18 protein-coding genes and 1 pseudogene are annotated in these 22334 nt (G+C 49.4%); 17 read left to right on the top strand and 2 right to left on the bottom strand.

What is annotated here, in order from left to right:
* Window positions 1-21: 21 nt before the first annotated feature.
* Together mobA and BN1360_RS05490 are read left to right on the top strand one after the other, a co-directional pair.
* A complete protein-coding gene (mobA, locus tag BN1360_RS05485; RefSeq protein ID WP_068778881.1) occupies window positions 22-696 on the top strand; it encodes a molybdenum cofactor guanylyltransferase in 675 nt (224 codons plus the stop codon).
* Window positions 697-905: 209 nt separating this feature from the next.
* On the top strand, window positions 906-1592 hold the full coding sequence (locus BN1360_RS05490) for a TorD/DmsD family molecular chaperone (RefSeq protein ID WP_068778882.1): 687 nt from the start codon (window positions 906-908) through the stop codon (window positions 1590-1592).
* A 79-nt stretch (window positions 1593-1671) separates the two neighbouring features.
* On the opposite strand, the gene BN1360_RS05495 is transcribed toward BN1360_RS05490, so the two are convergent.
* Both BN1360_RS05495 and BN1360_RS05500 read right to left on the bottom strand, forming a co-directional pair.
* Entirely contained in the window at window positions 1672-4914 is a 3243-nt protein-coding gene (locus tag BN1360_RS05495; RefSeq protein ID WP_068778883.1) for an efflux RND transporter permease subunit, read from the bottom strand.
* Window positions 4915-4964: 50 nt separating this feature from the next.
* A complete protein-coding gene (locus tag BN1360_RS05500) occupies window positions 4965-5879 on the bottom strand; it encodes a TetR/AcrR family transcriptional regulator (RefSeq protein WP_068778884.1) in 915 nt (304 codons plus the stop codon).
* Between the two features lie 207 nt (window positions 5880-6086).
* Here BN1360_RS05500 and cls point away from each other — a divergent pair, with 207 nt between their 5' ends.
* From cls to BN1360_RS25860, 15 genes and pseudogenes are all read left to right on the top strand, one after another.
* Window positions 6087-7595: a cardiolipin synthase gene (gene cls / locus BN1360_RS05505; protein ID WP_068778885.1), complete on the top strand. Its 1509-nt coding sequence runs from the start codon at window positions 6087-6089 to the stop codon at window positions 7593-7595.
* A gap of 225 nt (window positions 7596-7820) precedes the next feature.
* Window positions 7821-9311: a phytoene desaturase family protein gene (locus BN1360_RS05510; protein WP_068778886.1), complete on the top strand. Its 1491-nt coding sequence runs from the start codon at window positions 7821-7823 to the stop codon at window positions 9309-9311.
* Between the two features lie 62 nt (window positions 9312-9373).
* Entirely contained in the window at window positions 9374-10402 is a 1029-nt protein-coding gene (gene fni, locus BN1360_RS05515; RefSeq protein WP_082789942.1) for a type 2 isopentenyl-diphosphate Delta-isomerase, read from the top strand.
* A gap of 112 nt (window positions 10403-10514) precedes the next feature.
* A complete protein-coding gene (locus tag BN1360_RS05520; protein WP_068778888.1) occupies window positions 10515-11075 on the top strand; it encodes an ECF-type riboflavin transporter substrate-binding protein in 561 nt (186 codons plus the stop codon).
* Between the two features lie 16 nt (window positions 11076-11091).
* Complete coding sequence (locus tag BN1360_RS05525; RefSeq protein ID WP_068778889.1) at window positions 11092-12912, top strand: ABC transporter ATP-binding protein; 1821 nt, start codon at window positions 11092-11094, stop codon at window positions 12910-12912.
* Window positions 12909-13742, top strand: coding sequence for an energy-coupling factor transporter transmembrane component T family protein (locus tag BN1360_RS05530; protein ID WP_069188287.1), 834 nt, complete (start codon window positions 12909-12911; stop codon window positions 13740-13742). Before BN1360_RS05525 ends, BN1360_RS05530 begins: the two co-directional genes overlap by 4 nt.
* A gap of 99 nt (window positions 13743-13841) precedes the next feature.
* Window positions 13842-14942, top strand: coding sequence for a redox-regulated ATPase YchF (gene ychF / locus BN1360_RS05535; protein WP_068778890.1), 1101 nt, complete (start codon window positions 13842-13844; stop codon window positions 14940-14942).
* Window positions 14943-15216: 274 nt separating this feature from the next.
* Window positions 15217-15561 carry a TM2 domain-containing protein gene (locus BN1360_RS05540; protein ID WP_068778909.1) on the top strand — a complete coding sequence of 115 codons (345 nt, stop codon included), beginning with the start codon at window positions 15217-15219 and terminating at the stop codon, window positions 15559-15561.
* A complete protein-coding gene (locus tag BN1360_RS05545) occupies window positions 15561-16016 on the top strand; it encodes an NINE protein (protein ID WP_068778891.1) in 456 nt (151 codons plus the stop codon). The genes BN1360_RS05540 and BN1360_RS05545 overlap by 1 nt, the downstream gene beginning before the upstream one ends.
* A 233-nt stretch (window positions 16017-16249) precedes the next feature.
* Entirely contained in the window at window positions 16250-17317 is a 1068-nt protein-coding gene (gene prfA, locus BN1360_RS05550) for a peptide chain release factor 1 (RefSeq protein WP_068778892.1), read from the top strand.
* A 92-nt stretch (window positions 17318-17409) separates the two neighbouring features.
* Window positions 17410-17520 (top strand): annotated as a pseudogene (locus tag BN1360_RS26365) (protein-(glutamine-N5) methyltransferase, release factor-specific); the annotation flags it as partial.
* Between the two features lie 167 nt (window positions 17521-17687).
* Entirely contained in the window at window positions 17688-18188 is a 501-nt protein-coding gene (locus BN1360_RS26370) for a HemK family protein methyltransferase (RefSeq protein WP_420707883.1), read from the top strand.
* Window positions 18189-18462: 274 nt separating this feature from the next.
* Window positions 18463-19653 carry an FtsW/RodA/SpoVE family cell cycle protein gene (locus BN1360_RS05560; RefSeq protein WP_068778893.1) on the top strand — a complete coding sequence of 397 codons (1191 nt, stop codon included), beginning with the start codon at window positions 18463-18465 and terminating at the stop codon, window positions 19651-19653.
* A gap of 750 nt (window positions 19654-20403) precedes the next feature.
* On the top strand, window positions 20404-21147 hold the full coding sequence (gene spoIIR / locus BN1360_RS05565) for a stage II sporulation protein R (protein WP_229520835.1): 744 nt from the start codon (window positions 20404-20406) through the stop codon (window positions 21145-21147).
* A 562-nt stretch (window positions 21148-21709) separates the two neighbouring features.
* Window positions 21710-22334: L-threonylcarbamoyladenylate synthase (locus BN1360_RS25860; protein ID WP_229520837.1), on the top strand; the 625-nt coding region annotated here is incomplete at its 3' end.

Below are 22334 nucleotides of genomic sequence, written 5' to 3' on the forward strand. Positions count from 1 at the left end.
TAAATTGGAGGTGGATAATCTGTGGAGATTACATCAATTATTATAGCCGGCGGGCGTTCAAGCCGGATGGGGACCAATAAAGCTTTATTGCCGCTGAATGGCATAGCGGTGATTGAGAGGATGATCGGGGAGCTGGCCCCGGTATCACGGCGGGTATTGATCGCAGGCGGCCAGCATCATGATTATGATCATCTGGGACTAGAGGTTGTCAGGGATCAATATCCGGGCAGGGGTCCACTTGCCGGACTGTATGCCGGATTATCGGCTGCAACGACGGAGTGGAGCCTGGTCGTAGCCTGTGATATGCCTTTTGTTCATAGGGAGGTTTTTGCAGAGATAAAAGAGCGAGTAACACGAATAGAGAAAGGGAACACTTCAACCAAGAAAGACAAACATGTCCAAGCCGTCATAGTGGACGCTGGCGGAAGAATCCAGCCTTTGCTGGCCGCATATAGGCGGGAGGTTCTCCCGGGATTACAGCTTGCTCTTGAGGGGAACAAACTTCGAATGAGCGAGTGGGTAACAAGTCTCCATGTCGAGTATATTTATGGAGCTGATCTGGCGGACAAGCTCGGTGACACGGAGCAGATGCTGCAATTTAATATGAATGATATTGAGGATTATGAATGGGCGAGAACCATGCTCTCTGTCGAGAAGCCGAGAGGGACTTCCCACAATAAGGGCAGCGAATTTTGAGCTGTAACAATGTTGTGACAAACATCATGATTAAAGCGTTTTCATTAGGATATAATGGAATTGGATACATGATACCCCTTAATCATGTGTCGGTATATGGAAGAGAGATGATTTCCGACACGATTAAGGAAGTCATCTTTTTTTAACTGGCATAAATGGAGTTGGACTTGTATATATATTTCGCAGAATAGAACAGGGAGATGACCGAAATGACTATGTTGTTCAATGAACAGTCTGTCATATCGCAGGAGCAGGCTAAATGGCTGAAGCTTAGAGGCTGGGGATACCGGTTGCTGGTGGATTTCTTGGGCAGACCGCCTCGCATGTCTTTGATTGCGCAGTGGCACAGACAAGTAGAGTTGAACAACACCGTGCCTATGAGCAAGGGTGGTCGAAGATTGATTAATTATTTAGAGAGCATACCGGAGAAGGAGATTCGCCGGATTTGTTATAATGAAGCTGAAGAATTTGAACGCTTGTTCATGGGGCCAACCGCGAAGGTGCCCACCTGCGAGAGCTTGTATCGGTCTAAAGAGGAAGGCATAGAAGCCTCTGAATGTGCTTCGGATATCAGAACATTTTACATGGAGAGCAGTATCGCCTTTAACAAGTTGAACGGGGAGCGGGATGACCATATCGCCCTGGAGCTGGAGTATATGGCTGTGATGTCCGAGGAAATGCTGGATAAGCTGAACCTGCGTGAAGGTCTGCTGGAAGGACTGGACTTGCAAATCAGGTTCCTGGAGGCCCATTTGTTGAAATGGACGGACGGATTTACATCCCGATTGATTGCGGCCACTACCAGTCCGTTGTATATTGGGCTGGCTGAGATGATGAATGAATTTCTGAATGAAGATTTGCATAGAATGCAAGCTTGGCGTGCCCAGCTTCAATAAATTTCTATAACATAGAAGAAGACCACTTGCGGTGAATAACGCCGCAGTGGTCTTCTTTGTTGATGCTAGAACCTTCGGATTAATCCAAGTCGTGGGTTACCGGGCCGCGCCGCCGGAATTTCATCAGGAATTCGTAGACAACTGGCACAATCACGAGCGTCAGCAGTGTGGAACTGATGAGGCCGCCGATAACGGTAATACCGAGGCCGCGTGATATAATGCCTGCGCTGTTCTCCAGTCCTGTTACGAGAGGCAGTAGAGCGCCGATCGTAGCGAGAGCTGTCATGAGGATCGGACGCAGACGAGTAGCTCCGGCTTCCAGCAATGCCTCGCGGGTTGAAAGACCTTCGCGTTCTTTATGAATAACGCGGTCGATCAATACGATCGCATTCGTGACGACAATCCCGATGAGCATCAATACGCCCATCAAGGCGGATACGTTCAATGTCTCGCCGCCAATCAGCAGACCAATAATGGCGCCGATCACGATAAATGGCAGGGAGAACAGAATAGTGAACGGTGCCAAGCCGCCGCCAAACGTTACGACCAGAACGAAGTATACAATAGCAATCGCTGCAAGCATAGCGATGCCCAGTTGACCAAAGGTGTCGTTAATTTGCTCGGTGACACCCCCGAAGCTAACACTGACGCCTTCCGGCAGATCCATCTTGTCGATTTTGTCTTGCAAGGATGTAGATGCCTTCTGTACGTCCGAGGTCAGGACCTTCGCGCTGACTTCTACGACCATCTTGCCATCTGTACGCGTGATCGAGTTTGGCGAAGTTCCCTTCTCGACTTTGGCTACTTCCTTGATCGGTACTTGCATACCCAGCGGGGATGTAATCGTCTCGTTCTCGATTTCCGCGACGCTGGAATAGGTGTTGCTGTCCGCTTCAATGTAGACATTATAATTCTTGCCATCAATCACCACTTCCGTTAGTACCGGACGTTCATGAACGGGGCTAAGCTTCATAGCGATTTGACCTGCGGTAAGTCCGAGCGAGCTCAGCTTCTGTTGATCGGCTACCAGGGTATACTGATCATAGGTCTCGGAGAGGCTGGTCTTGCCTTTCTCGAACTGCTTCGTATCTTCTCCAATCCACTTCAGGATCTGATCAGAGACCGGCTTGATCTGCTCCAAACTGTCACCGAATACGTTGACGCTGAGCGAGCCTCCGCCCATGCCACCCATCATCGCTTCGGACATATCCGACCAACTGCCCTCAGGCACTTCTTTCTTTAAGCCTTCGATCAATTTATTCTTTGTTTCATCAAATTTCTTCGTATCTTTATCATATCCGATATAGAAGAGGGCCGAGTTCGCCGATCCCATGCCTAGCGGATTGCTTCCGCCGATGGAGTATTGCATTTTCTCTACGCCTTGTTGATCCAGGACATATTTCTCGGCCTTCAGCATTTTGGCTTCTACGTCTTCAAGCAGCTCGCCAGGAGCTGGTGAATAAGTTACCATCACATATTTATCACTTTGCTCAGGCAGGAAGCTTACGCCGACCAGCGGGGTCAAGAACAAGCTGCCGACGAGCAGCAGAATGGCTGTGCCGAAAGTAATCCATTTATGGGACAGGCACCAGTTAAGAACTTTCTTATAATATAGCGCCAGGCCTTTCGGATTGCTGTCATGGTCATGAGTGCTCTTCAAGCCCTTACGGAACAACGTATGGGCCAACGCCGGAACGAGGGTGACAGCTACTAATAAGGACGCTAATAGCGAGAATACCATCGTCAGGGCGAATGGCTTGAACAGTTCGCCAACCATGCCGCTGACGAAGGCCATCGGCAGGAAGACGGCGATCGTTACAATAGTAGAAGACATAATCGGAACGAACATTTCGCGCGTTGCTGCCACGATCAGCTTGCCGCCTTTAAGCGTCTCACCGGTAAGGGACATTCTGCGGTATATATTCTCGATAACGACGATCGAGTCGTCGACAACCCGACCGATAGCGACGGTCATTGCTCCGAGCGTCATCATATTCAGCGTTATATCCATCTGCTTCAGCAGCAGTACTGCAATCAGCAGCGAGAGCGGGATGGAAATAATGGAGATAATTGTTGAACGGAAGTTCCGCAGGAAGATCAGAATGATCAACACGGCGAACAAAGCGCCGAATACGGCCTTCATCAGCATCGTATTTACGGAATCGGTAATCGGCTGTCCTTGGTCGAGCATCACGGAGAAGCTGATATGACCATATTCCTTCTGCAATTCATCCGCTTTGTCCTTAACGCGGTTCACGACATCGACCGTATTGGCATCGTTATCTTTGACAATCTGAATGCCTATCGATTCCTTGCCGTTTGTACGAGAGATCGATTCAGCTTTGCCGATCGTCTGAATTTCAGCGATATCGCCAAGCTTCACGGTTGGTATCCCCATCGGGATAGCTCCCATGCTGCCTTGTGGCGCTGAACCAGCCCCATTGCCTGCAGCGGCGTTACCACCACCTGCGGCGGCGTCTGGTGTAGGAGCAGTATCGGTTGAACCCGGAGCGCCTGCAGGCGTATTGCCCTGTCCGCCAACGGCTTCGCTTCCGGCTGGAGCACCGGAAGTGCTTGGAATGACTGGAATGGCCAGATTCTTCAGGTCATCCACAGTGGTAATGTTGCCATCAACGACGACAGCTTTCTGTGATTGTTCCATATTGAACAGACCGAGCGGAACACGCAGTGCCGAGCCTTGTACGATTCCCTTAACGGTGTCCTCGCTAAGGCCCAGTTCCTTCATTTTTGCCTCGTTGAACTTCAGGCTAACTTCCTTGATATATTGACCGGCAATTTGCACGGAGGCAACGCCGTCGAGATCCTCCAGCGCGGGCCCAATCTCATTGTTGATCAGCCGGGTCAGCGACTCCAGGTTGCCTGATTCCGTATCGGACACGCTGAGTGACACGACTGGCATGGAGCTCAGGCTGAATCTTGTAATTTGCGGCTTGCGAACATCATCCGGCAGTTGGACATCGTTCAGCGCCTCACGAACAGCTGCTGTAGCATTATCCAGATTCTTGCCGTATTCAAATTCAACAAAGAGGGAGGATGCGTTCTCCATTGAGGTTGAAGTAATCGTCTTCACACCGTCGACGTTGCGCAATCGCTGTTCCAACGGTTTGCTTACATCCTGAACAACACCTTCTGGCGCTGCCCCCGGATAGACGGTCGTAATACTAAGGAAAGGCACGTCAATATTAGGAATGCTCTCTTGCTTCATGGTCAGGCCGCTGTATAAACCGGTAACCGTAACGATAATCGTTAGCAGCCAAATCGCAAATTTATTGCGAATTGAGAAATTAATGATACTCTTCATAAGCAGGGTTCTGCTCCTCTCTGTTTCTCCTATATAAATAGTCGTTCTTATTACGCTTGGGCATAATAAGGCCGCAGTAATCTTTGCAGCTCGTTCAGGCTGCTCTCTATTTGAGGAAGATCAAGGTCTTCCATCGTAGCGACCATCCCCTTGAGAATGACTCGGCGCGGCCGAGGGCGGAGCAATTCTTCTTCAAGAATTTGCAACGCTTCAACTCCTTGCTCCCGTTCGTTGGCATTGCCGTTTTCATTCTCCAAAAGCTCTTTCATCTCTTTAATGGTGAGCAGGGGATGTTTATCCAGCTCGCGGCTGTTCTCCCTGCATTTTCCAAAATCGTATACAAGCGCCTCTGGGATTAACGGTGCGGGCCGGGTCTTAAGCAAATGCTCTACGGTTGAATCCATTATATCGATCAAATAGACGGAAATTCGGTGCGTGTCCGTAGTCATGTTATGATCAAATACCAGCTTGGCGTAAGTACCGATCATGCCGTGGGAGAAGATGATCAGATCAGCCATATAAGGGTCAATTACCTCTCCATAGGCGGATATTAGAATTTTTTTGGTATAATGAAGTAACTTGACGTTGTTATTATTCAACATGTCGGGATTCTTGTAGATATTTCCTTTAACGATCCATTCCTTAAATTGCATGAGCAAGAATTCCCTTAGCTCAAGAACGAGCTCAAGCAGAACTTCGACCGCACGAACCAATTTATCCCGCGGAGACAAATTTGCGTCTTGTTCAACTTGAAGCAACTCGGCTTGCAGCATCTGGAAGCAGTAGTCAAACAGACTGAGTTCCAGCTCATCTTTGGATTTAAAGTGTAAATAGAGGCTCCCCTTGGACATTCCACATAATTCTGCGATTTCTTGCATCGAGGTTGCAGAAGAACCTTTTGCCGCAAATAATTGCATAGCGGTTCTCAAGATTAACTGTTTTTTGTCGTCAGATTTGCTAGACAATGAGTGACCTCCTTCCCGATATGACTTGTAAGTACTCATTATGACCGTTGGGTCAGCCTAATTATAGTATAAAAAAATGGCGGATACAAATTCATTGCACTTGGGTGCCGGAACTGGCGGTGTACAAGGGGGAATCATAAATTCTGTGGGAAGATAGACAAGCTTCATGTACAATAGAATCATGCATTTTTAAAGAGAGGTACCACTATGAGACGTGGATTACAAATCATATTGATCGCAATCATATTATTTGCGTTCTATTTTTTCGGATTTGGCATTTTTGGTAAATTTGGAGGAATGTTAGTCAGTATCTTTCAGACGCTGACGGTAATTACGATCAGTCTGGCCATTTTTATGGAGAATCGTAATCCTTCCAGTACCCTAGCCTGGATCTTGGTGTTGGCACTGTTGCCGGTAGTTGGCCTGGTGCTCTATTTCCTGCTGGGCCAAAATTATTTCAAGAGAAGGAAGTTCGACCGCAAGGCGGAGCAGGATCGACTGAGCTACGAGCGGATTGATAACAGCGGCAGCATGCTGCCTCGTGATCTATCCCAGTTCACGCCTGCCCAGCAAAGATTGCTGCAATTGTCGCAGCGATTGGCCCGCACGCCGTTCTCTATGGCTTCCCGCACGAGAGTGCTGACGAATGGGGACGAGACGTTCTCCACGCTGCTCAGGGAACTGAAGCAGGCCAAGCATCATATCCACATGGAATACTATATCTACCGCGCCGATGCGATCGGTCGGGAGATTCAGAAGACGTTAATCGATAAGGCTCGCGAGGGTGTTGAAGTTCGCTTCATGTATGATGCTGTCGGCAGCATTGGACTATCGAAGTCATTTATCAATGAACTGCGGGCTGCGGGGGTCAAGGTCGGGGTGTTCGGTCCTATGCGCTTTCTCGCGTTATCGAGCCGGGTGAACTATCGCAACCACCGTAAGATCGTAGTTATCGACGGGACGACAGGGTTTATCGGCGGGCTAAATGTGGGAGATGAATACTTAAGCCGCAACAAGAACTATGGCTTCTGGCGCGATACGCATATGCTGGTCAAGGGAGAGGCTGTACGCTCTCTACAAATTATATTTCTGCAGGACTGGCATTACGTGTATGGGGAGCGAATTATGGATCAGCAATATTTATCGCCCGACTTGGTTCCCGGCTGCGGGGGAGCGATTCAGATCATTCCGAGCGGCCCGGATAATGAAAGTCAAACTTTGAAAAATCTGTTCTTCGCCATGATTACTTCCGCCAAGAAATCGGTGTGGCTGGCTACTCCCTATTTTATACCGGATGATGATATTCTCTCGGCTCTGCGGGTTGCGGCGATGTCAGGGATCGATGTGCGCATCCTGTTCCCGGCACGGCCGGATAAATGGCTGCCATTTCTTGCTTCCCACTCCTATTTCCCGGCTCTGCTTGAGGTTGGGGTGAAAATCTACGAGTATGAGAAGGGTTTCCTTCATTCCAAGCTGCTTATCATCGATGGCGAAGTGGCAACGGTAGGTACAGCCAACATGGATATGCGCAGCTTCCATTTGAATTTTGAGGTTAATACGCTGCTCGTTCAGAGCGATAGTGTAGCCAAAATGGTGAAGGATTTCGAGCGGGACTTGTTCTCTACCAAGCTGATTGAGAAGAAGTCCTTTATGAACAAAAAGATATATGTGCGATTTATGGAATCGGCAGCCAGATTAATGTCACCATTGCTATAAGTGCTTGTTCAAAAAAGGGCCGGTTTTCAGTACTAAAAAGGTCAGTAAAGCTAGGGACTGAGAATTGGAGCGTACGTAGCTTGTATGTAAGTGCCGGAAGGACTGGCTGAATTCAGGATTCGATGTCGGATAGCTGCATGATATACTTCGTGATCAAAAGTGGACTTGAACAACTTCTATAACATGCGGCTTGTTGAAGTAGAGATACAAGAGGAGGCAGGTATCATGTCAGCGAAGGGGAAGGTCTTGATTGTTGGATCGGGCTTCGGGGGACTGGCTTGCGCAATAGGTCTGGCGGGCCGTGGCTATCAGGTGACGGTGTTGGAACGTAAGGATCATGTCGGTGGCAAGCTGCAGCGCGTTGTCATTGACGGCTTTCGCTTCGATTGCGGGCCGAACACGATAGAGCTCCCTTACGTGTTCCGAAATGTGTTTCGCAGCGTGGGGCGCCGATTGGAGGATTATGTCACTCTGATTCCGCTGGAACCCAGGTCACGGAGTGTATTTACAGACGGAAGTGTTGTTGATATGACCGGTGATGTTGAGGCCATGCAGCATCAGATAGATACCTACAGCCCGGTTGATGCGCTTCATTATCCAGCCTTTCTACAGGAATCGCGGATGATGTTTCAGAGCATCAAGGGAAGATTAATGAATCAACTGCCTATCGGACACAGGGAGAAGTGGAACTTCAGCATGGTGATGGAGATGTTAAGCGTCGTCCCTCTATTCCGGAGATCGCTGAACCGGGAACTGCGCCACTTCTTTACACATCCCAATTCTCTGGCCTTGTTCGGAAGGTATGCGGCTCGGGTTGGCTCCTCTCCCTTTCTCGCTTCTTCGCTATACGGGATGATGCACAGCTGCGAGGTAGATCATGGGACGTATAGCATCCGCGGAGGTACATATGCTTTGGTTGAAGCGCTGCGAATGCTTGCGGAGGAATTGGGCGTTGAGATTAAGACAGGGGTAGAAGCAAAGCGAATTCGCGTGCAGGGGGGACGAGCCCATGGCATAGAGACGAATGAGGGGTATTATGAAGCGCCGCTGATCGTCATTAACGGGGATTTATTGTCTACTACACAGCAGCTGTTGAGCGAAGAGCTCAGACCTTCTCTTAGTGATCGCAGGATCGCCTCCATGGAGCCGTCGTTATCCGCATTCGTGCAATTAGCCGGGGTCCCCTCATTATATGATCATTTGCTTCACCATACCGTCTTCTTCTCAGACCGATATGAGCAAGAGTTCACCGAAATATTTAATCAGCGGAGGCCGCCCACCAAGCCTTCCGTATACATATGCAATTCCTCTTATTCAGAGAAGGGGGCTGCCCCGGAGGGACATAGCAACCTGTTCATTATGACATATGCTCCGTATTTATCCGATGCATGGGACTGGGAGGAGCAGCGAGACAAATATGCCGAAAATGTACTGTCTACTTTACAGGGATATGGTTTGCAGGGGATCCACAAAAGCCATATCCTGCACACATATACGCCTGACCAGTTAGCCCGCCATACGGGAGCCTATCGCGGCGGGATGTATGGGCTCGCCACGCATAGTCTGCGGCAAATCCTGCGCAGGCCAAGCAATCGTAGTAATGATGTAGGCGGACTGTGGTACGTCGGAGGTTCCACCTATCCCGGAGGGGGAGTGCCTTACGTGACTCTGTCGGGCCATTTGGTCGCGGGGTATATTGCACATGAGATGGGCTGACGATGGGATTCACAAGCATCATTTAGGTAAAAATAGTTGATATATAAGAAGGGGGAATAAATATGGGCGCTACATCCGAACGGAAGACGGAGCATATCCGGCTCTGCTTGGAAGAACAGGTGAACGGAACGGGAATCACTACCGGCTTGGAGAAGTATGCGTTCCGGCATAAGGCTCTCCCGGAACTGAATTTTCATGATATTCGCCTGGATACGGTATTTCTAAATATTCCGGTTCGGACTCCGCTGCTCATCAGCTCGATGACTGGAGGGAGTGAACTGGCGGGAATGATCAATGAACGCCTTGCCGAGGCCGCGGAGCGAAGAGGCTGGGCGATGGGGGTTGGCTCGGGACGGGCGGCGGTCGAGAAGCAGGAACTGGCGCCAACGTTCGCCGTTCGCCGTTACGCCCCGACCATTCCCATCATCGCCAATGTAGGCGCGGTGCAGTTGAATTACGGATTCGGCGCAGAGGAATGCAAGCGGGTAGCCGAGATTGCCGGTGCGAACATGCTTGTTCTACATCTGAACAGCTTGCAGGAGGTGTTCCAACCGGAAGGGGACACCGCCTTCGCTGGCTTACTGTCGCGAATCGAGGCGGTATGCCGGGCTCTGCCGATTCCGGTGGGGGTCAAGGAAGTAGGCTGGGGCATTGATGGCGAGACAGCCCGCCAACTTCACGAAGCCGGGGCGGCTTTTATCGACGTTGCAGGCGCAGGGGGAACATCCTGGAGCCAGGTTGAGAAGTTCCGCAATAAAGATCAGATACGCCGCGCAGTCGCCGAAGCTTTCGCGGATTGGGGCAACCCGACGGCGGAATGTATCGTTGAGGTGCGGGATAATGTCCCAGGCGCAGCGATCATTGGCAGCGGCGGGTTGAATACAGGGGGTGATGCGGCCAAGGCGCTGGCAATTGGGGCCAATCTGGCCGGGTTCGGACGAGCGGTTCTGGAGCCAGCCGTCAATTCAGAGCGGCGGCTCGATGAGCTGCTGGAGCGAGTGGAGCTGGAACTGCGCACCGTCATGTTCGGGATTGGCGCAGCCAATATCGATGAGCTGAAAAGCACGTCGCGACTGGTGCGTAGAAGCTAATTTTTATAAAATCCGATAAATCCGAGTAGAATTATTATATTTTCATTGACGACTTCTGGATTATCCTATTATATTGAAAATAATCGTGATAATGAGAAGGGGGAAATATCGTTTGAAACCATCCATTTGGAAGTGGAGTACTCGTACGGTAGTGACCATCGGCGTAGGAGCCGCCCTGTACGGAGCAACAAGCTGGATTGGCATTCCGATCACCGTTGATACACAGATTCGGCCTGCAATCGCTTTGCTTGCTATTTTTGGCGCGTTATTCGGCCCGATCGTCGGTTTTATCGCTGGATTTATCGGTCATGTAATCAATGACTTCATTACGTATGGCACGGTATGGTGGGGTTGGGCGCTTGGTTCAGGCATTACCGCAGCCTTTATGGGACTGATTTACCTGGTCAAGGATTTTAATCCGATGGATGGGGAAGTCAAGAAGAAGCATTTTGTCCAATTTTTCTTATACGGTGTACTGGGTATTTTCGTTTCCCTTGTATTCTCCTTCTTATTTGACATTTATGTGATGGGGGAACCCAATGACAAGATGGTCGTACAGGTCATAGCCGCGGGCGCTGCCAATCTGGCTGTCTTCATTGTACTGGGTCTTCCTGCGGTCTGGGCTTTTGCCAAGCGCAATCGTAATAACACGAATTTGAGCGTAGATAGATAGGAGATTTGAATCTATTATGCAGGCGGTCTTATCTTTTCGTAATTTTAGCTTTCGTTACAAAAGCCAGTCCCAGGCGACGTTAACCGATATTCATCTGGATATTTATCAAGGCGAGAAAATATGGATCGCCGGGCCTAGCGGCTCCGGCAAATCGACTTTGGCCCATTGTATTAATGGGCTTATTCCCTTTTCATACGGCGGAGAAGTTAGCGGTCAGCTGCTCATTTATGGTCAGGATGCGGCGAAGCACTCGATCTTTGAACGCAGCCATCAAGTCGGCACGATAATGCAAAATCCTGATGCCCAGTTCGTTGGCCTGACGGTCGGAGAAGATGCAGCGTTCCAAATGGAGAACGAAGCCTGGCCACAGGAAGAGATGAAGATCAAGGTGATCTCTGCGCTAGAACTGGTTGGAATGGCGGAGTATGAAGGAAAGAGCCCGCATGAACTGTCCGGAGGACAGAAGCAGAGTGTATCGCTTGCCGGGGTGCTCTCTACCCAAGCCGATATTCTTCTCTTTGATGAGCCGCTGGCTAATCTGGATCCGAAAAGCGGGATGCGGACGATGGAGTTAATCGATGAGATTCATCGCAAGACCGGCAAGACGGTGATCATCATTGAGCATCGGGTTGAGGATGTTCTTAGTAAGTCCGTTGATCGAATTATTATTATAAATGATGGAAAAGTCCGCAGGGTGGGTACACCGGATGAACTGTTGCGTTCAGGCGTCCTGCCAGAGTATGGGCTAAGACAACCTCTATACCTTGATGCTCTCGCTTATGCCGAGGTTCCGCTGGAGTTGATCGATGATTTGAGTACGCCTGATGGCATCCGAGTCAAGAACCCCTTGCAAGATAGATCCGCTGTAAGTCACTCCAATGCCCCTGAGGAGCACAAGGCCCATACACAGAGGGAGTCGGAGATTCCGAATGTGATGAACAATGGCTCCGTCTTTACGGAGGTGAAGGAGCAGCTGGAACGTTGGATGGAGAATGTTCAACCTCATCTTTTGCCCGGCGGTTCAGCAAAGCTGCTCGAACTCAGAGGCGTGAGCTTCGCTTATGAATCGGGTATAGATACTATCCATGACCTATCGTTCTCGATTGGGCAAGGTGAGACGGTCGCCCTGCTAGGCAGAAACGGAGCGGGGAAGTCAACGCTGTCCAGTCTGATTACCGGATTGCTGCGGCCGAGGGCCGGAGCGGTTCTGTACCAAGGCGAGGATATGGCAAAATGGTCGATCCGGCGGCGGGGCGAAGAGATCGGATATGTTATGCAGAACCCGAATCATATGATTACACAGCATATGATTAAGGATGAGATCGAACTGGGGCTGAAGGCTCGCGGGTTAAGCCCTGCGGAGCGGGAGCAACGGACCGCCGAGGCGCTGAACATTTGCGGTTTGTATCCTTATCGCAATTGGCCGGTGTCAGCGCTTAGCTTCGGCCAGAAGAAGCGGCTGAGCATTGCTGCCATTTTAGCACTGCAGCCCAGGTTAATGATATTAGATGAACCAACGGCCGGTCAGGATTATCGCCATTATACCGAATTCATGGAATTTATAGCGCGCTTGTCGGCGCAGGGGATGGCCTTCCTATTCATTACACATGACATGCATCTAGCATTAGAATATGCGGACCGTGCAGTGGTGATGGCAGGAGGCCGGATTATTGCCGAGGATTTCGTGGCCAACGTATTGTCCGATTCCTTCGTGGCGGAGCAGGCGCATTTGCGGGAGACGAGTCTTTCGCGGTTTGCAAGAAGCTTCGGGCTCTCCTCCCCATCCCGGTTTGTAGAAGCCTTTATCGAAAGGGAGAAGGTGAAGAAGGGCCGATGAGCAAAGCTGGAAATTTATATGTTGAGGGGGATTCTTTCTTTCATAGAATGGACGGGGCAATCAAGCTCATTCTGCTGCTGGTATGGACCGTGTGTACTTTTCTGTTCATGGATATGCGAGTTTTTGCTGTTATGCTGTCGGGAGGGGTCATCATGCTGCTCTCTGCGCGGATTCCCTTTAAGAGAATGACGATATTGTTCGGGTTGATGATGATCTTCCTTATGATTAACAGTATCTTTATTTTGCTCATTACTCCACGGTTTGGCACCTCGTTAACCGGATCAGATACGCCGTTTATTCCGCTCGGATATAATACGATCAATGCGGAGACGTTGTTTTATGTGCTAACCTTGTCTTTAAAATATTTCACATTACTTCCCATTACGCTGTTGTTTATCTTTACCACCCATCCAAGTCGATTCTCAGCCAGTCTCCATAAACTGAAGGTGCCTTATAAATTGGCATATTCAGTCAGCATTGCACTGCGCTATATCCCTGATCTGACTCAGGAGTTTCGCAGCATTCTCAATGCGATGCAGATGAGAGGCCTTGGCATTTCGCGGAGTGACGGGAATCTAAAGGTGAGAATCCGCAACCTGTCGCTGGTGATTGTTCCGCTGCTGCAATCTTCATTACAGCATGTGGAGATGGTGTCTGATGCAATGGATTTACGCGGCTTCGGTACGAAGCGCGAGCGCACCTGGTATATGGGGACGCCTACTTCGCTAAGCGATAAGCTGGTGCTGGCTCTCTGTGCAATTCTGTTGGCTCTATCGATCCTGTTAAAGCTGAAGGGGGTCCAGCATTTCTGGTATCCATTTGGAGGATAAATATGCATTGGTAAATGATATTCTTGAAATATATGCTGCGGATATGTACTATGGTTGAAGGTGAATAAAGTTATTAAATACTGAGGAGTTGTCATAGATATGGCTTTAAAAGCAGGTATCGTGGGCCTTCCGAACGTTGGAAAATCCACATTGTTTAACGCAATTACCCAAGCGGGTGCGGAATCCGCGAACTATCCATTCTGTACGATCGACCCTAACGTTGGTGTCGTAGAGGTACCGGATGAGCGCTTGGATAAGCTTACCGAGCTTGTTACCCCGAATAAGACGGTTCCGACTGCCTTTGAATTCGTAGACATCGCAGGTTTGGTGCGCGGGGCAAGTAAAGGCGAAGGACTTGGCAATAAATTTTTGGCTCACATCCGTGAAGTGGATGCGATCGTTCATGTTGTTCGCTGCTTCGAAGATGAGAATATTACCCATGTAGACGGGAAAATCAATCCCATCAGCGATATTCAGACGATCAATCTGGAATTGATCCTTGCCGATCTGGAGAGCGTGGATAAGCGAATTGACCGTGCCCGCAAAAATATGAAGGGCGGCAATAAGCAATATGAACAAGAAGTGGCCCTGCTTGAACGTATCAAGGAGGCGCTCTATAATGATATGCCGGCTCGCAGTGTGGAATTAACAGATGATGAGAAGCTGATCATCCGCGACCTGCATTTGTTGACCTTGAAGCCCGTCCTTTACGCAGCTAACGTTAGCGAAGACGGAGTAACTGATACGGATAATAACCCGTTCGTACAGCAAGTGATTGAGTTCGCGGCTGCTGAAAATGCTGAGGTCGTGCCGATCAGTGCGAAGGTGGAGTCGGAGATTGCCGAGCTGGAAGGCGAGGACAAAGCGATGTTCCTTGAGGAGCTGGGTCTGGCGGAGTCAGGGCTTAATCGGCTGATCAAAGCGGCGTATCGTCTGCTTGGCTTGTATACGTACTTTACTGCTGGTGTACAAGAGGTTCGCGCCTGGACAATCCGCAAAGGCATGAAGGCGCCTCAGGCAGCAGGGGTAATTCACACTGACTTTGAACGCGGCTTCATCCGCGCAGAGGTTGTATCTTATGAAGACCTCGTAGCTGCGGGTTCGATGAACGTAGCGAAAGAACGCGGTCAGCTTCGTCTGGAAGGCAAAGAATATATAGTCCAAGACGGAGATGTTATGCACTTCCGTTTTAATGTGTAATGACATTTGTTAAATTGAAAAATAGACTGTAATTGAAATAAGAAGCCTGCCATTTATTGGCGGGCTTCTTATTTTTTAATAATTCATTTAAATTTTCGTGATTATTAGGGCGAATATCCAAAATTTGTGTTGAGCGGAAATGTAACACTTTAGTATACTGAAAAAGATATTTTTGCATGTGTTCAAAAAGGGACAGTTTTTAGCATGAAGAAGGTTGGGGAGGACTTTTTGAACTACCTATTATTTTATTTTCAGGAGGGATTTATTTATGGGGATGGATTACTCAGTAGCAAGAAAGAGTCAACTTGATTCCAGAGAATTACTGCTACTTGAATCCGAAGTGAAAAATCAGGGAAAAAACATGGTTATCGCCTATGTACTCTGGTATTTCCTCGGTATGTTTGGCGGACACCGTTTTTATTTCGGCAAGACCGGTTCCGCGGTTGCGCAATTAATTCTCTCGATTACTTTATTCGGTATGATTGCTACCTTTATCTGGTGGATTGTGGATGCTTTTCTCGTTCATACTTGGGTAAAGGAACACAATGCCATTGTTGAAAATCGCATTATTGACAATATTTTGGCCAACAGAGGCATCTCTGAGAGGTACCCGATCTAATGCAGTTTGGGAAACAGAATCTGACAACGAATGAGTTGATCGTCCTCAGTTCAGAAATGCGCAAGCGCGAGAAATCACTTGTGTTAGCCTATCTTATGCTGCTCATGGGGCATTTGGGCATACATCGCTTGTATTTGAAAAGAACGGTCTCCGGCATTATCCAACTAGCCTTGTTTTTGGTTATGTTTATTTCCTACATACTCTTTATTGTGCTGATTGGTATTGATGATACGCTTGCGGATTCAAGTTTATATATACCTGGCTTTATCGCCGTAGGAATTGCCTTGGTCAGTTTTATTGCCTTGACGATCTGGGTCATTGTGGATGCCTGTCTTCTGCCGGGAATCGTCAGGAGTTGGAACAATAACCTGGAGCAGACGCTGATCGCCCAGATTGTTGCGCTAAGACCGGTAGAAAATCCCGCGAATCATCCGGGTCCGGGTCAGTTCAACTAAGGGGTACTCCACATAACCGTGTAACTTGACTTAACCGTTGAGTTCGCGGTTATTTTTTATATATTTGATATAAAGCTTATATAGATAAGCTGCAGTTTGGCTAAATGCCTCAACGGCGTCATCTATGCAAGAGCGTGTCCATTATGGTATAATGAAATGTCAGCTGGAATAGCTGAATTTTGTTTGTATATACGAAATTTTAGGACATTGTTATTTGAAAGAGGTGAATTTCCTTGTTGGACCGACTTCAATCCCTGGCTGATCGTTACGAGAAGCTTAGCGAGTTGCTCTGTGATCCGGATGTAGCCAATGATACGAAGAAACTTCGTGATTACTCCAAGGAACAATCGGATTTACAGCCGGCTTATGAGGCTTACACCGAATATAAGCGCGTAATCGAGGAGCTTGATGCCGCTAAAGCGATGCAAGCGGAGAAGCTGGATGATGAAATGCGTGAAATGGTCAAAATGGAAATCGAGGAGCTTTCTGCACGTATGCATGAGCTGGAGGAAGAAATCCGTATCCTGCTTCTGCCGAAGGACCCTAATGATGATAAAAACGTAATCGTAGAAATTCGTGGTGCCGCCGGCGGTGACGAGGCTGCTTTGTTCGCAGCTGATTTATATCGGATGTATACCCGGTATGCCGATTCTCAGGGCTGGCGCGTTGAAGTTATGGATGTGAATGAAAGCGACCTTGGCGGCTTCAAAGAGGTTATTTTCATGATTAACGGCCGCGGTGCATATAGCAGAATGAAGTATGAGAGCGGTGCTCACCGTGTACAACGGATTCCGGCGACAGAGTCGGGCGGACGTATTCATACTTCAACCTCGACGGTAGCGGTTATGCCGGAAGCTGAGGAAGTTGATGTGGAAATTCTCGATAAGGATATCCGCGTCGATACTTTCTGTTCCAGCGGTGCTGGCGGACAGTCCGTTAATACGACGAAGTCTGCAGTGCGTGTAACTCATATCCCTACGGGGATCGTGGCAACCTGCCAGGACGGCAAATCGCAGAACTCTAACAAAGATAAGGCGTTGCAAGTACTCCGGACGCGGATCATGGACATGATGCGCCAGGAAGAGGAAGCGAAATACGCCGGCGAGCGTAAGAGCAAGGTAGGAACCGGAGATCGCAGCGAGCGGATTCGGACCTATAATTTCCCGCAGAGCCGGGTGACCGACCATCGCATCGGTCTGACCCTGCACAAGCTTGATCAAGTCATGAACGGGGAGATCGAAGAGATCGTGTCTGCCCTGACCATTGCTGAGCAAGCGGAGCTCATGGACAAAGGAGAATAATTGCCTTGAAACGTAACGGATATCAACTATCTGGAGCGCTCACTATTCTGGAAGCCCGTAAAGAGGCTTCTTCTTTTTTAGCGGATATTGGCGTGAACGAGCCGGATTCCAATGCAGAGCTGCTGCTTCGCCACGTGCTTGGGCTTGAGGGGGCGAAGTATTTGCTCGCGCTTCGCGATCCGTTTCCGATGGAGAGCAAAGGGGCTTGGGAGGCGGCCATCAACCGTAAGGCCGCAGGTGAGCCAGCGCAGTATATTATCGGGGAGCAGGAATTCTACGGCCTGACCTTCAAGGTCACGCCGGCGGTACTGATCCCTCGCCCGGAGACGGAGCTGCTGGTAGAGCAAATCGCCGCGCTTGGCGATTTGCTGTGGCCCGGCGGCGCTCCGCAGGCCGCCGACATCGGTACCGGCANGCTTTGGCCCATCTGCGCCCAGCCTGGAGCGTTGCGGCGAGCGATATCTCGCCGGAAGCGCTGGCGGTGGCGCAGGACAATGTCCGGCGGCTCGGCCTGGCTGTCAAATTCAAGCAGGGGAACCTGCTTGAACCGTTCGCGGGCGAGCCGCTGGACATTGTGGTCTCTAATCCGCCGTATATACCGGCGGATACGATCGCTGAGCTGCAGCCGGAGGTGCGCGATTATGAGCCGCGCGGCGCGCTGGACGGCGGGCCGGACGGGCTGTACCCTTATCGCGTCATGATGCAGCAGCTCGCTTTGCTGCCCGAGCCGCCGAAGCTGATCGGCTTCGAGCTGGGCAGGGGCCAAGCGGCAGATGTGGCCGACTTGCTTCGGGCCGCAGGGCATTGGCGGGAGATATTAACGATTCCGGATTTGGCCGGTATCGATCGCCATGTGATCGGCATGGCTTAATGAAGTGGCTGAATGATTCAGGAGCCTCGGCATCTCCCGTTATCCAGAGTAAACATTAAAGCTGGAAATGTAACTTATGAAGTTATTTATACGTTTTTGGATTGAGATGTGAAGTCTGGCGAAATAGGGTGTGCTTTGGCGAATGGACTTTGAACGAAGTTTTTTTTACAATAAAAAGAATAGGCCTATTTTTTGGTATGCAATAGTGTGCCATATTGTTGTTACCTGCGGTAACAGCCATCAAGATTGATCCAGCGGACGGGGGACAGGATCCATGCTTAATAAATTCAAAAAAATAGATTACACGATCGTGTTCATCCTATTGCTCCTGATGGGCATCAGCATTGCTGTGCTGTATAGCGCTACCTCGAATACGCAGTATCATGGGTACCATCTGCGGATGGCTATGTATTATGGTGTAGGATTTGTAGCTTTCTTCGCGTTGTCCTTGGTGGACTTTCGCTTGCTAGTAAAGTACGGCCTCTACATTTATTTGCTTGGGGTTGCCTTATTGGTTGTCGTTATGTTCATCGGGAATACCTACTACAATGCGACAGGCTGGATGACCCTCCCGGGGGGACTAAGCTTCCAGCCGGCGGAGTTTTTCAAGCTGCTGCTTGTTGTATTCCTGGCCCATGTTCTGTATCGGAAGCGTAAAACACAGCTGGCTTTCTGGAGAGATGTCATACCGATTTGTCTTCTTACCTTCGTTCCATTCATGATCGTTATGGCACAAAACGACCTTGGGAATGCGCTTAGCTATCTGATCATCCTGGTCGGAATGCTGTGGATCGGCGGCATGAAGTATTCCCACGCTCTGATTGCGCTGGCAATCTTCGCCGGCTCGGTTATCGGGGGCATCAGCGCTTATAAAATTTATTATGATGAAGTTCATCATTTTTTTGCGGATATCGGCCGGGAGCACTGGATTGAACGGATTGATCCTTGGCTCGTGCCGGATAAAGCAACGGAGAAAGCGATCTATCATACGAGAAACGCAAAGCTGGCGATTGCTTCTGGCGGGATGACTGGAGAAGGCTACATGCAGGGGGCAACCGTGCAATCGGAGCGGGTTCCGCTCACGTATTCGGACTCGATCTTTGTCGTGATCGCCGAAGAGTTTGGGTTTCTGGGGAGCTCGGTGCTGCTTCTGCTCTATTTTGTACTGATTCATCGCTTGATTCTAATCTCACTGGAATGCAAGGACCGAAGCGGGCCGCTGATTATCGTCGGAATCGTCGCCCTGTTCCTTTACCAGATCTTCGAGAATATCGGCATGTTTATCGGCCTGATGCCGCTGACCGGGATTACGCTGCCGTTCATAAGCTATGGCGGGACCTCGTTGGTCATCAATATGGCAAGCATCGGCGTAGCGATGAGCATCCGGATCCATGGACATGAAGTGGACGAAGAGCAGCAGACGACTGCTGCGGTAACACGGAAACCGGCTGCGAAGTCGCAATGATCCCCGAAGTGTATCTCTAACGAAGCTCAAACACCAACTGCCGGGCAAATTTCTCTCTTCGAAGGCGAGCTTTGCGGCCCGAGAGCAGGGGAGGCCACCAGGCTTTGACAGGTGGGGTCTGCTGGTGCGGGCGACCGTGGTGCCGAGCGTAATGATTCTGCAGGGGGAAATCTCTAACGAAACTACAGATCGTTATTATTGCGAAAACAAGGGGTTTGGAAGTTTAACGAAACTCTGGAGTCTTATTTAGGATAAATAGCCGAGTTAAGCTGCTTTTTTATTGCAATAGCGATACCCTGTTTCGTTAAATTTTTTTGAAGCCTGTTTTGGTGGAAATAGCGATACCACGTTTCGTTAGAAGTGGGCTTTCCCGTCTTTTAGGCAATTGCAATTACGCTTGGATAATTTGAGTAGTCTGAGTAGTCTGAGTAGTCAGAATAGCTGAATAGCCAAGGTCAAGATAAGCAAGCCTGCGGATTCCATTCTTTAAAAAAACTTCCCTGCGAGCTACAATGGATCTGATCCGATTGGGTGGTGTTGGTGGTCGGTATTCATGTCGTTCGTTTGGGCAGGAGAGTGCACTTACGATAGCCGTCCTTATATATAATAGATTGATCTCACAGGATCACCTCTCTTTTGAAGTGGTCCTATTATTTTTGCTATTTTAGTAGTTTGCTAGGTTTATGTACCTCCTGACCTGTCCATACTGATAAACATCAGGGATACGAGAAGGGGAGAGACGGTATGGGGATGAGCCGGAAATCTATTGCACTTATATTTTTTAGCGTTGTTATTCTATTTATGTCCTGGGAAGGACAAAAAGTGGACACGGCTGCTGCGGAGGGGCTGATTCCTCAAGAGTCAATCCGGTTAAGAATATTGGCCAATTCTGATGGAGTTGGTGATCAAGCGGTGAAGCGGAAGGTTCGCGACGCTGTGGTTGAACAGATGAATGCTTGGGTTGGTGAACTGGAGGACCCGCAGAGCCTGGAGGCAGCTAGAGGGATTATCCGGGACCATTTGCCGGAAATCGGCGATAAGGTTCAGCAGACGTTAGCCGATAACGGTAAAGAGTACAATTATCAAGTTGAGCTGGGGGTTGTTCCCTTCCCGACTAAAATGTACGGAGGCGCAGTATATCCGGCAGGTGACTATGAAGCATTGCGCATTACGTTGGGGGAAGGCGAAGGGAAGAATTGGTGGTGCGTGCTTTTCCCGCCGCTATGCTTCGTGGATGCAGGCAGTGGGGATGCGCTAGCCAAGGATAAGGGCCAAAAGGCAGAAAAGACAAAGGAAGAAGATAAGGCGAAGGATGCTTCCGCCCCGTTGGATACGGCCAAAAAGTCGAAGGCAGAAGCGAAAGTAAAAACGGTTTCCGATAGCGTCGACGCTTCTGACGAGCTGAAGCAGGTACAGCCTGAAGAGACAGAGGTACGGTTTTTCTTATGGGACGCGCTGGTCAATCTGTGGCAGGGGATTGTGAATTTATTTTAAGGTGACAGGGGTTTCCACGAATATGTGGATGTTCATCATCGTTCAATTTATTCGTAGTATTCAAACAAGATCGGATTGAACGCTGATCTCTTATCTCTTATTAGGATTCCGTAAAGCGTACTCCAGGTTCCTGTAAAAGTAGAACTGAATCGTGAGGGCAGGGGTTTGCGGTGAATAGGCGCTTGTTTATAACCAGCTGGACTCTTCCGTAGGTAAAAATAGAATATGATTAGTTAATATACACTTATTGAATGGGTGAATAGATTCGCCATCATTAGCGCCCATAATCAGAAAATAGTTGCCCTTACGCAGCTATTTTTTTCGTTTGAGGGAATTTCCATGTAATAAGTGTTTTTTACATTTCTGATGACTTAAAGTGTTTCTTGGGAGATACACGGACAGCCATTAGGTGGTGGTAACGGTGGCGGATTGGCAATACGGGGTGAGATCGTATTTCGGATTGGTTATAATAGAGGGTAGGCAAAAAAATGAATGAGATGTATTACATGGTTATTATTCAGAGGTGGCATATTCTATATTAAAAGTTTGGGATGATAATAAGATGAAGCAGTCAGATCATGATCAAAAAGTGGACAAGGCTATTTCTCGTTCCGCGCCCGGCGAAGAGAAGCAGCAGACGGGGCGAGTAAGTTTGGAGGAAAAAGAAATAAACGCGGAAATAAGTACGAGAAATTCAGATTATACAGTAACGGAAAATAGGGCTGCCGGGAATGTTACAACTGAAGTTAAGACCACACGCTGGTGGGATGTACAATCGCTGGTGGCCGGTGTTAAAGGAGAGGTCGAGGGCCAAAGCGGGGGGATGGGCAGCGGACGGGACCGGGAACAAAGCAGCGGTCGGGTCAGCGCCCCAAGCGGAACGGTATCGGCTGATGAACGGAAGCTTGCTGAGGAGCAGATCCGGGAAGCGGGCAAGCTGCTGGCTGAGGGCGGTGTCGTTGCCTTTCCGACCGAGACGGTTTATGGTCTTGGCGCTGATGCCCGAAATACGGAAGCGGTGGAGGCGGTATTTGCCGCCAAGGGTCGGCCGTCTGACAATCCGCTGATCGTCCATATCGCGGATATGGGGCAGTTGGACGGATTAGTGACGGAGGTCAACGAGACCGCACGGCGGCTGATGGAGGCGTTTTGGCCCGGGCCGCTGACCTTGGTGCTGCCCGTGGCCC

Source organism: Paenibacillus sp. GM2 (assembly GCF_900069005.2).
Lineage (GTDB): Bacteria > Bacillota > Bacilli > Paenibacillales > Paenibacillaceae > Fontibacillus.

Bases quoted from the DNA above. Each gene is read 5' to 3' on its own strand.
- BN1360_RS05560 (WP_068778893.1), top strand. From the start codon at position 18,463: ATGCTTAATAAATTCAAAAAAATAGATTACACGATCGTGTTCATCCTA.
- spoIIR (WP_229520835.1), top strand. From the start codon at position 20,404: ATGAGCCGGAAATCTATTGCACTTATATTTTTTAGCGTTGTTATTCTA.
- BN1360_RS05545 (WP_068778891.1), top strand. From the start codon at position 15,561: ATGCAGTTTGGGAAACAGAATCTGACAACGAATGAGTTGATCGTCCTC.
- BN1360_RS05490 (WP_068778882.1), top strand. From the start codon at position 906: ATGACTATGTTGTTCAATGAACAGTCTGTCATATCGCAGGAGCAGGCT.
- BN1360_RS05540 (WP_068778909.1), top strand. From the start codon at position 15,217: ATGGATTACTCAGTAGCAAGAAAGAGTCAACTTGATTCCAGAGAATTA.
- BN1360_RS05525 (WP_068778889.1), top strand. From the start codon at position 11,092: ATGCAGGCGGTCTTATCTTTTCGTAATTTTAGCTTTCGTTACAAAAGC.
- BN1360_RS05510 (WP_068778886.1), top strand. From the start codon at position 7,821: ATGTCAGCGAAGGGGAAGGTCTTGATTGTTGGATCGGGCTTCGGGGGA.
- ychF (WP_068778890.1), top strand. From the start codon at position 13,842: ATGGCTTTAAAAGCAGGTATCGTGGGCCTTCCGAACGTTGGAAAATCC.
- BN1360_RS05495 (WP_068778883.1), bottom strand. From the start codon at position 4,914: ATGAAGAGTATCATTAATTTCTCAATTCGCAATAAATTTGCGATTTGG.
- BN1360_RS05530 (WP_069188287.1), top strand. From the start codon at position 12,909: ATGAGCAAAGCTGGAAATTTATATGTTGAGGGGGATTCTTTCTTTCAT.
- fni (WP_082789942.1), top strand. From the start codon at position 9,374: ATGGGCGCTACATCCGAACGGAAGACGGAGCATATCCGGCTCTGCTTG.
- cls (WP_068778885.1), top strand. From the start codon at position 6,087: ATGAGACGTGGATTACAAATCATATTGATCGCAATCATATTATTTGCG.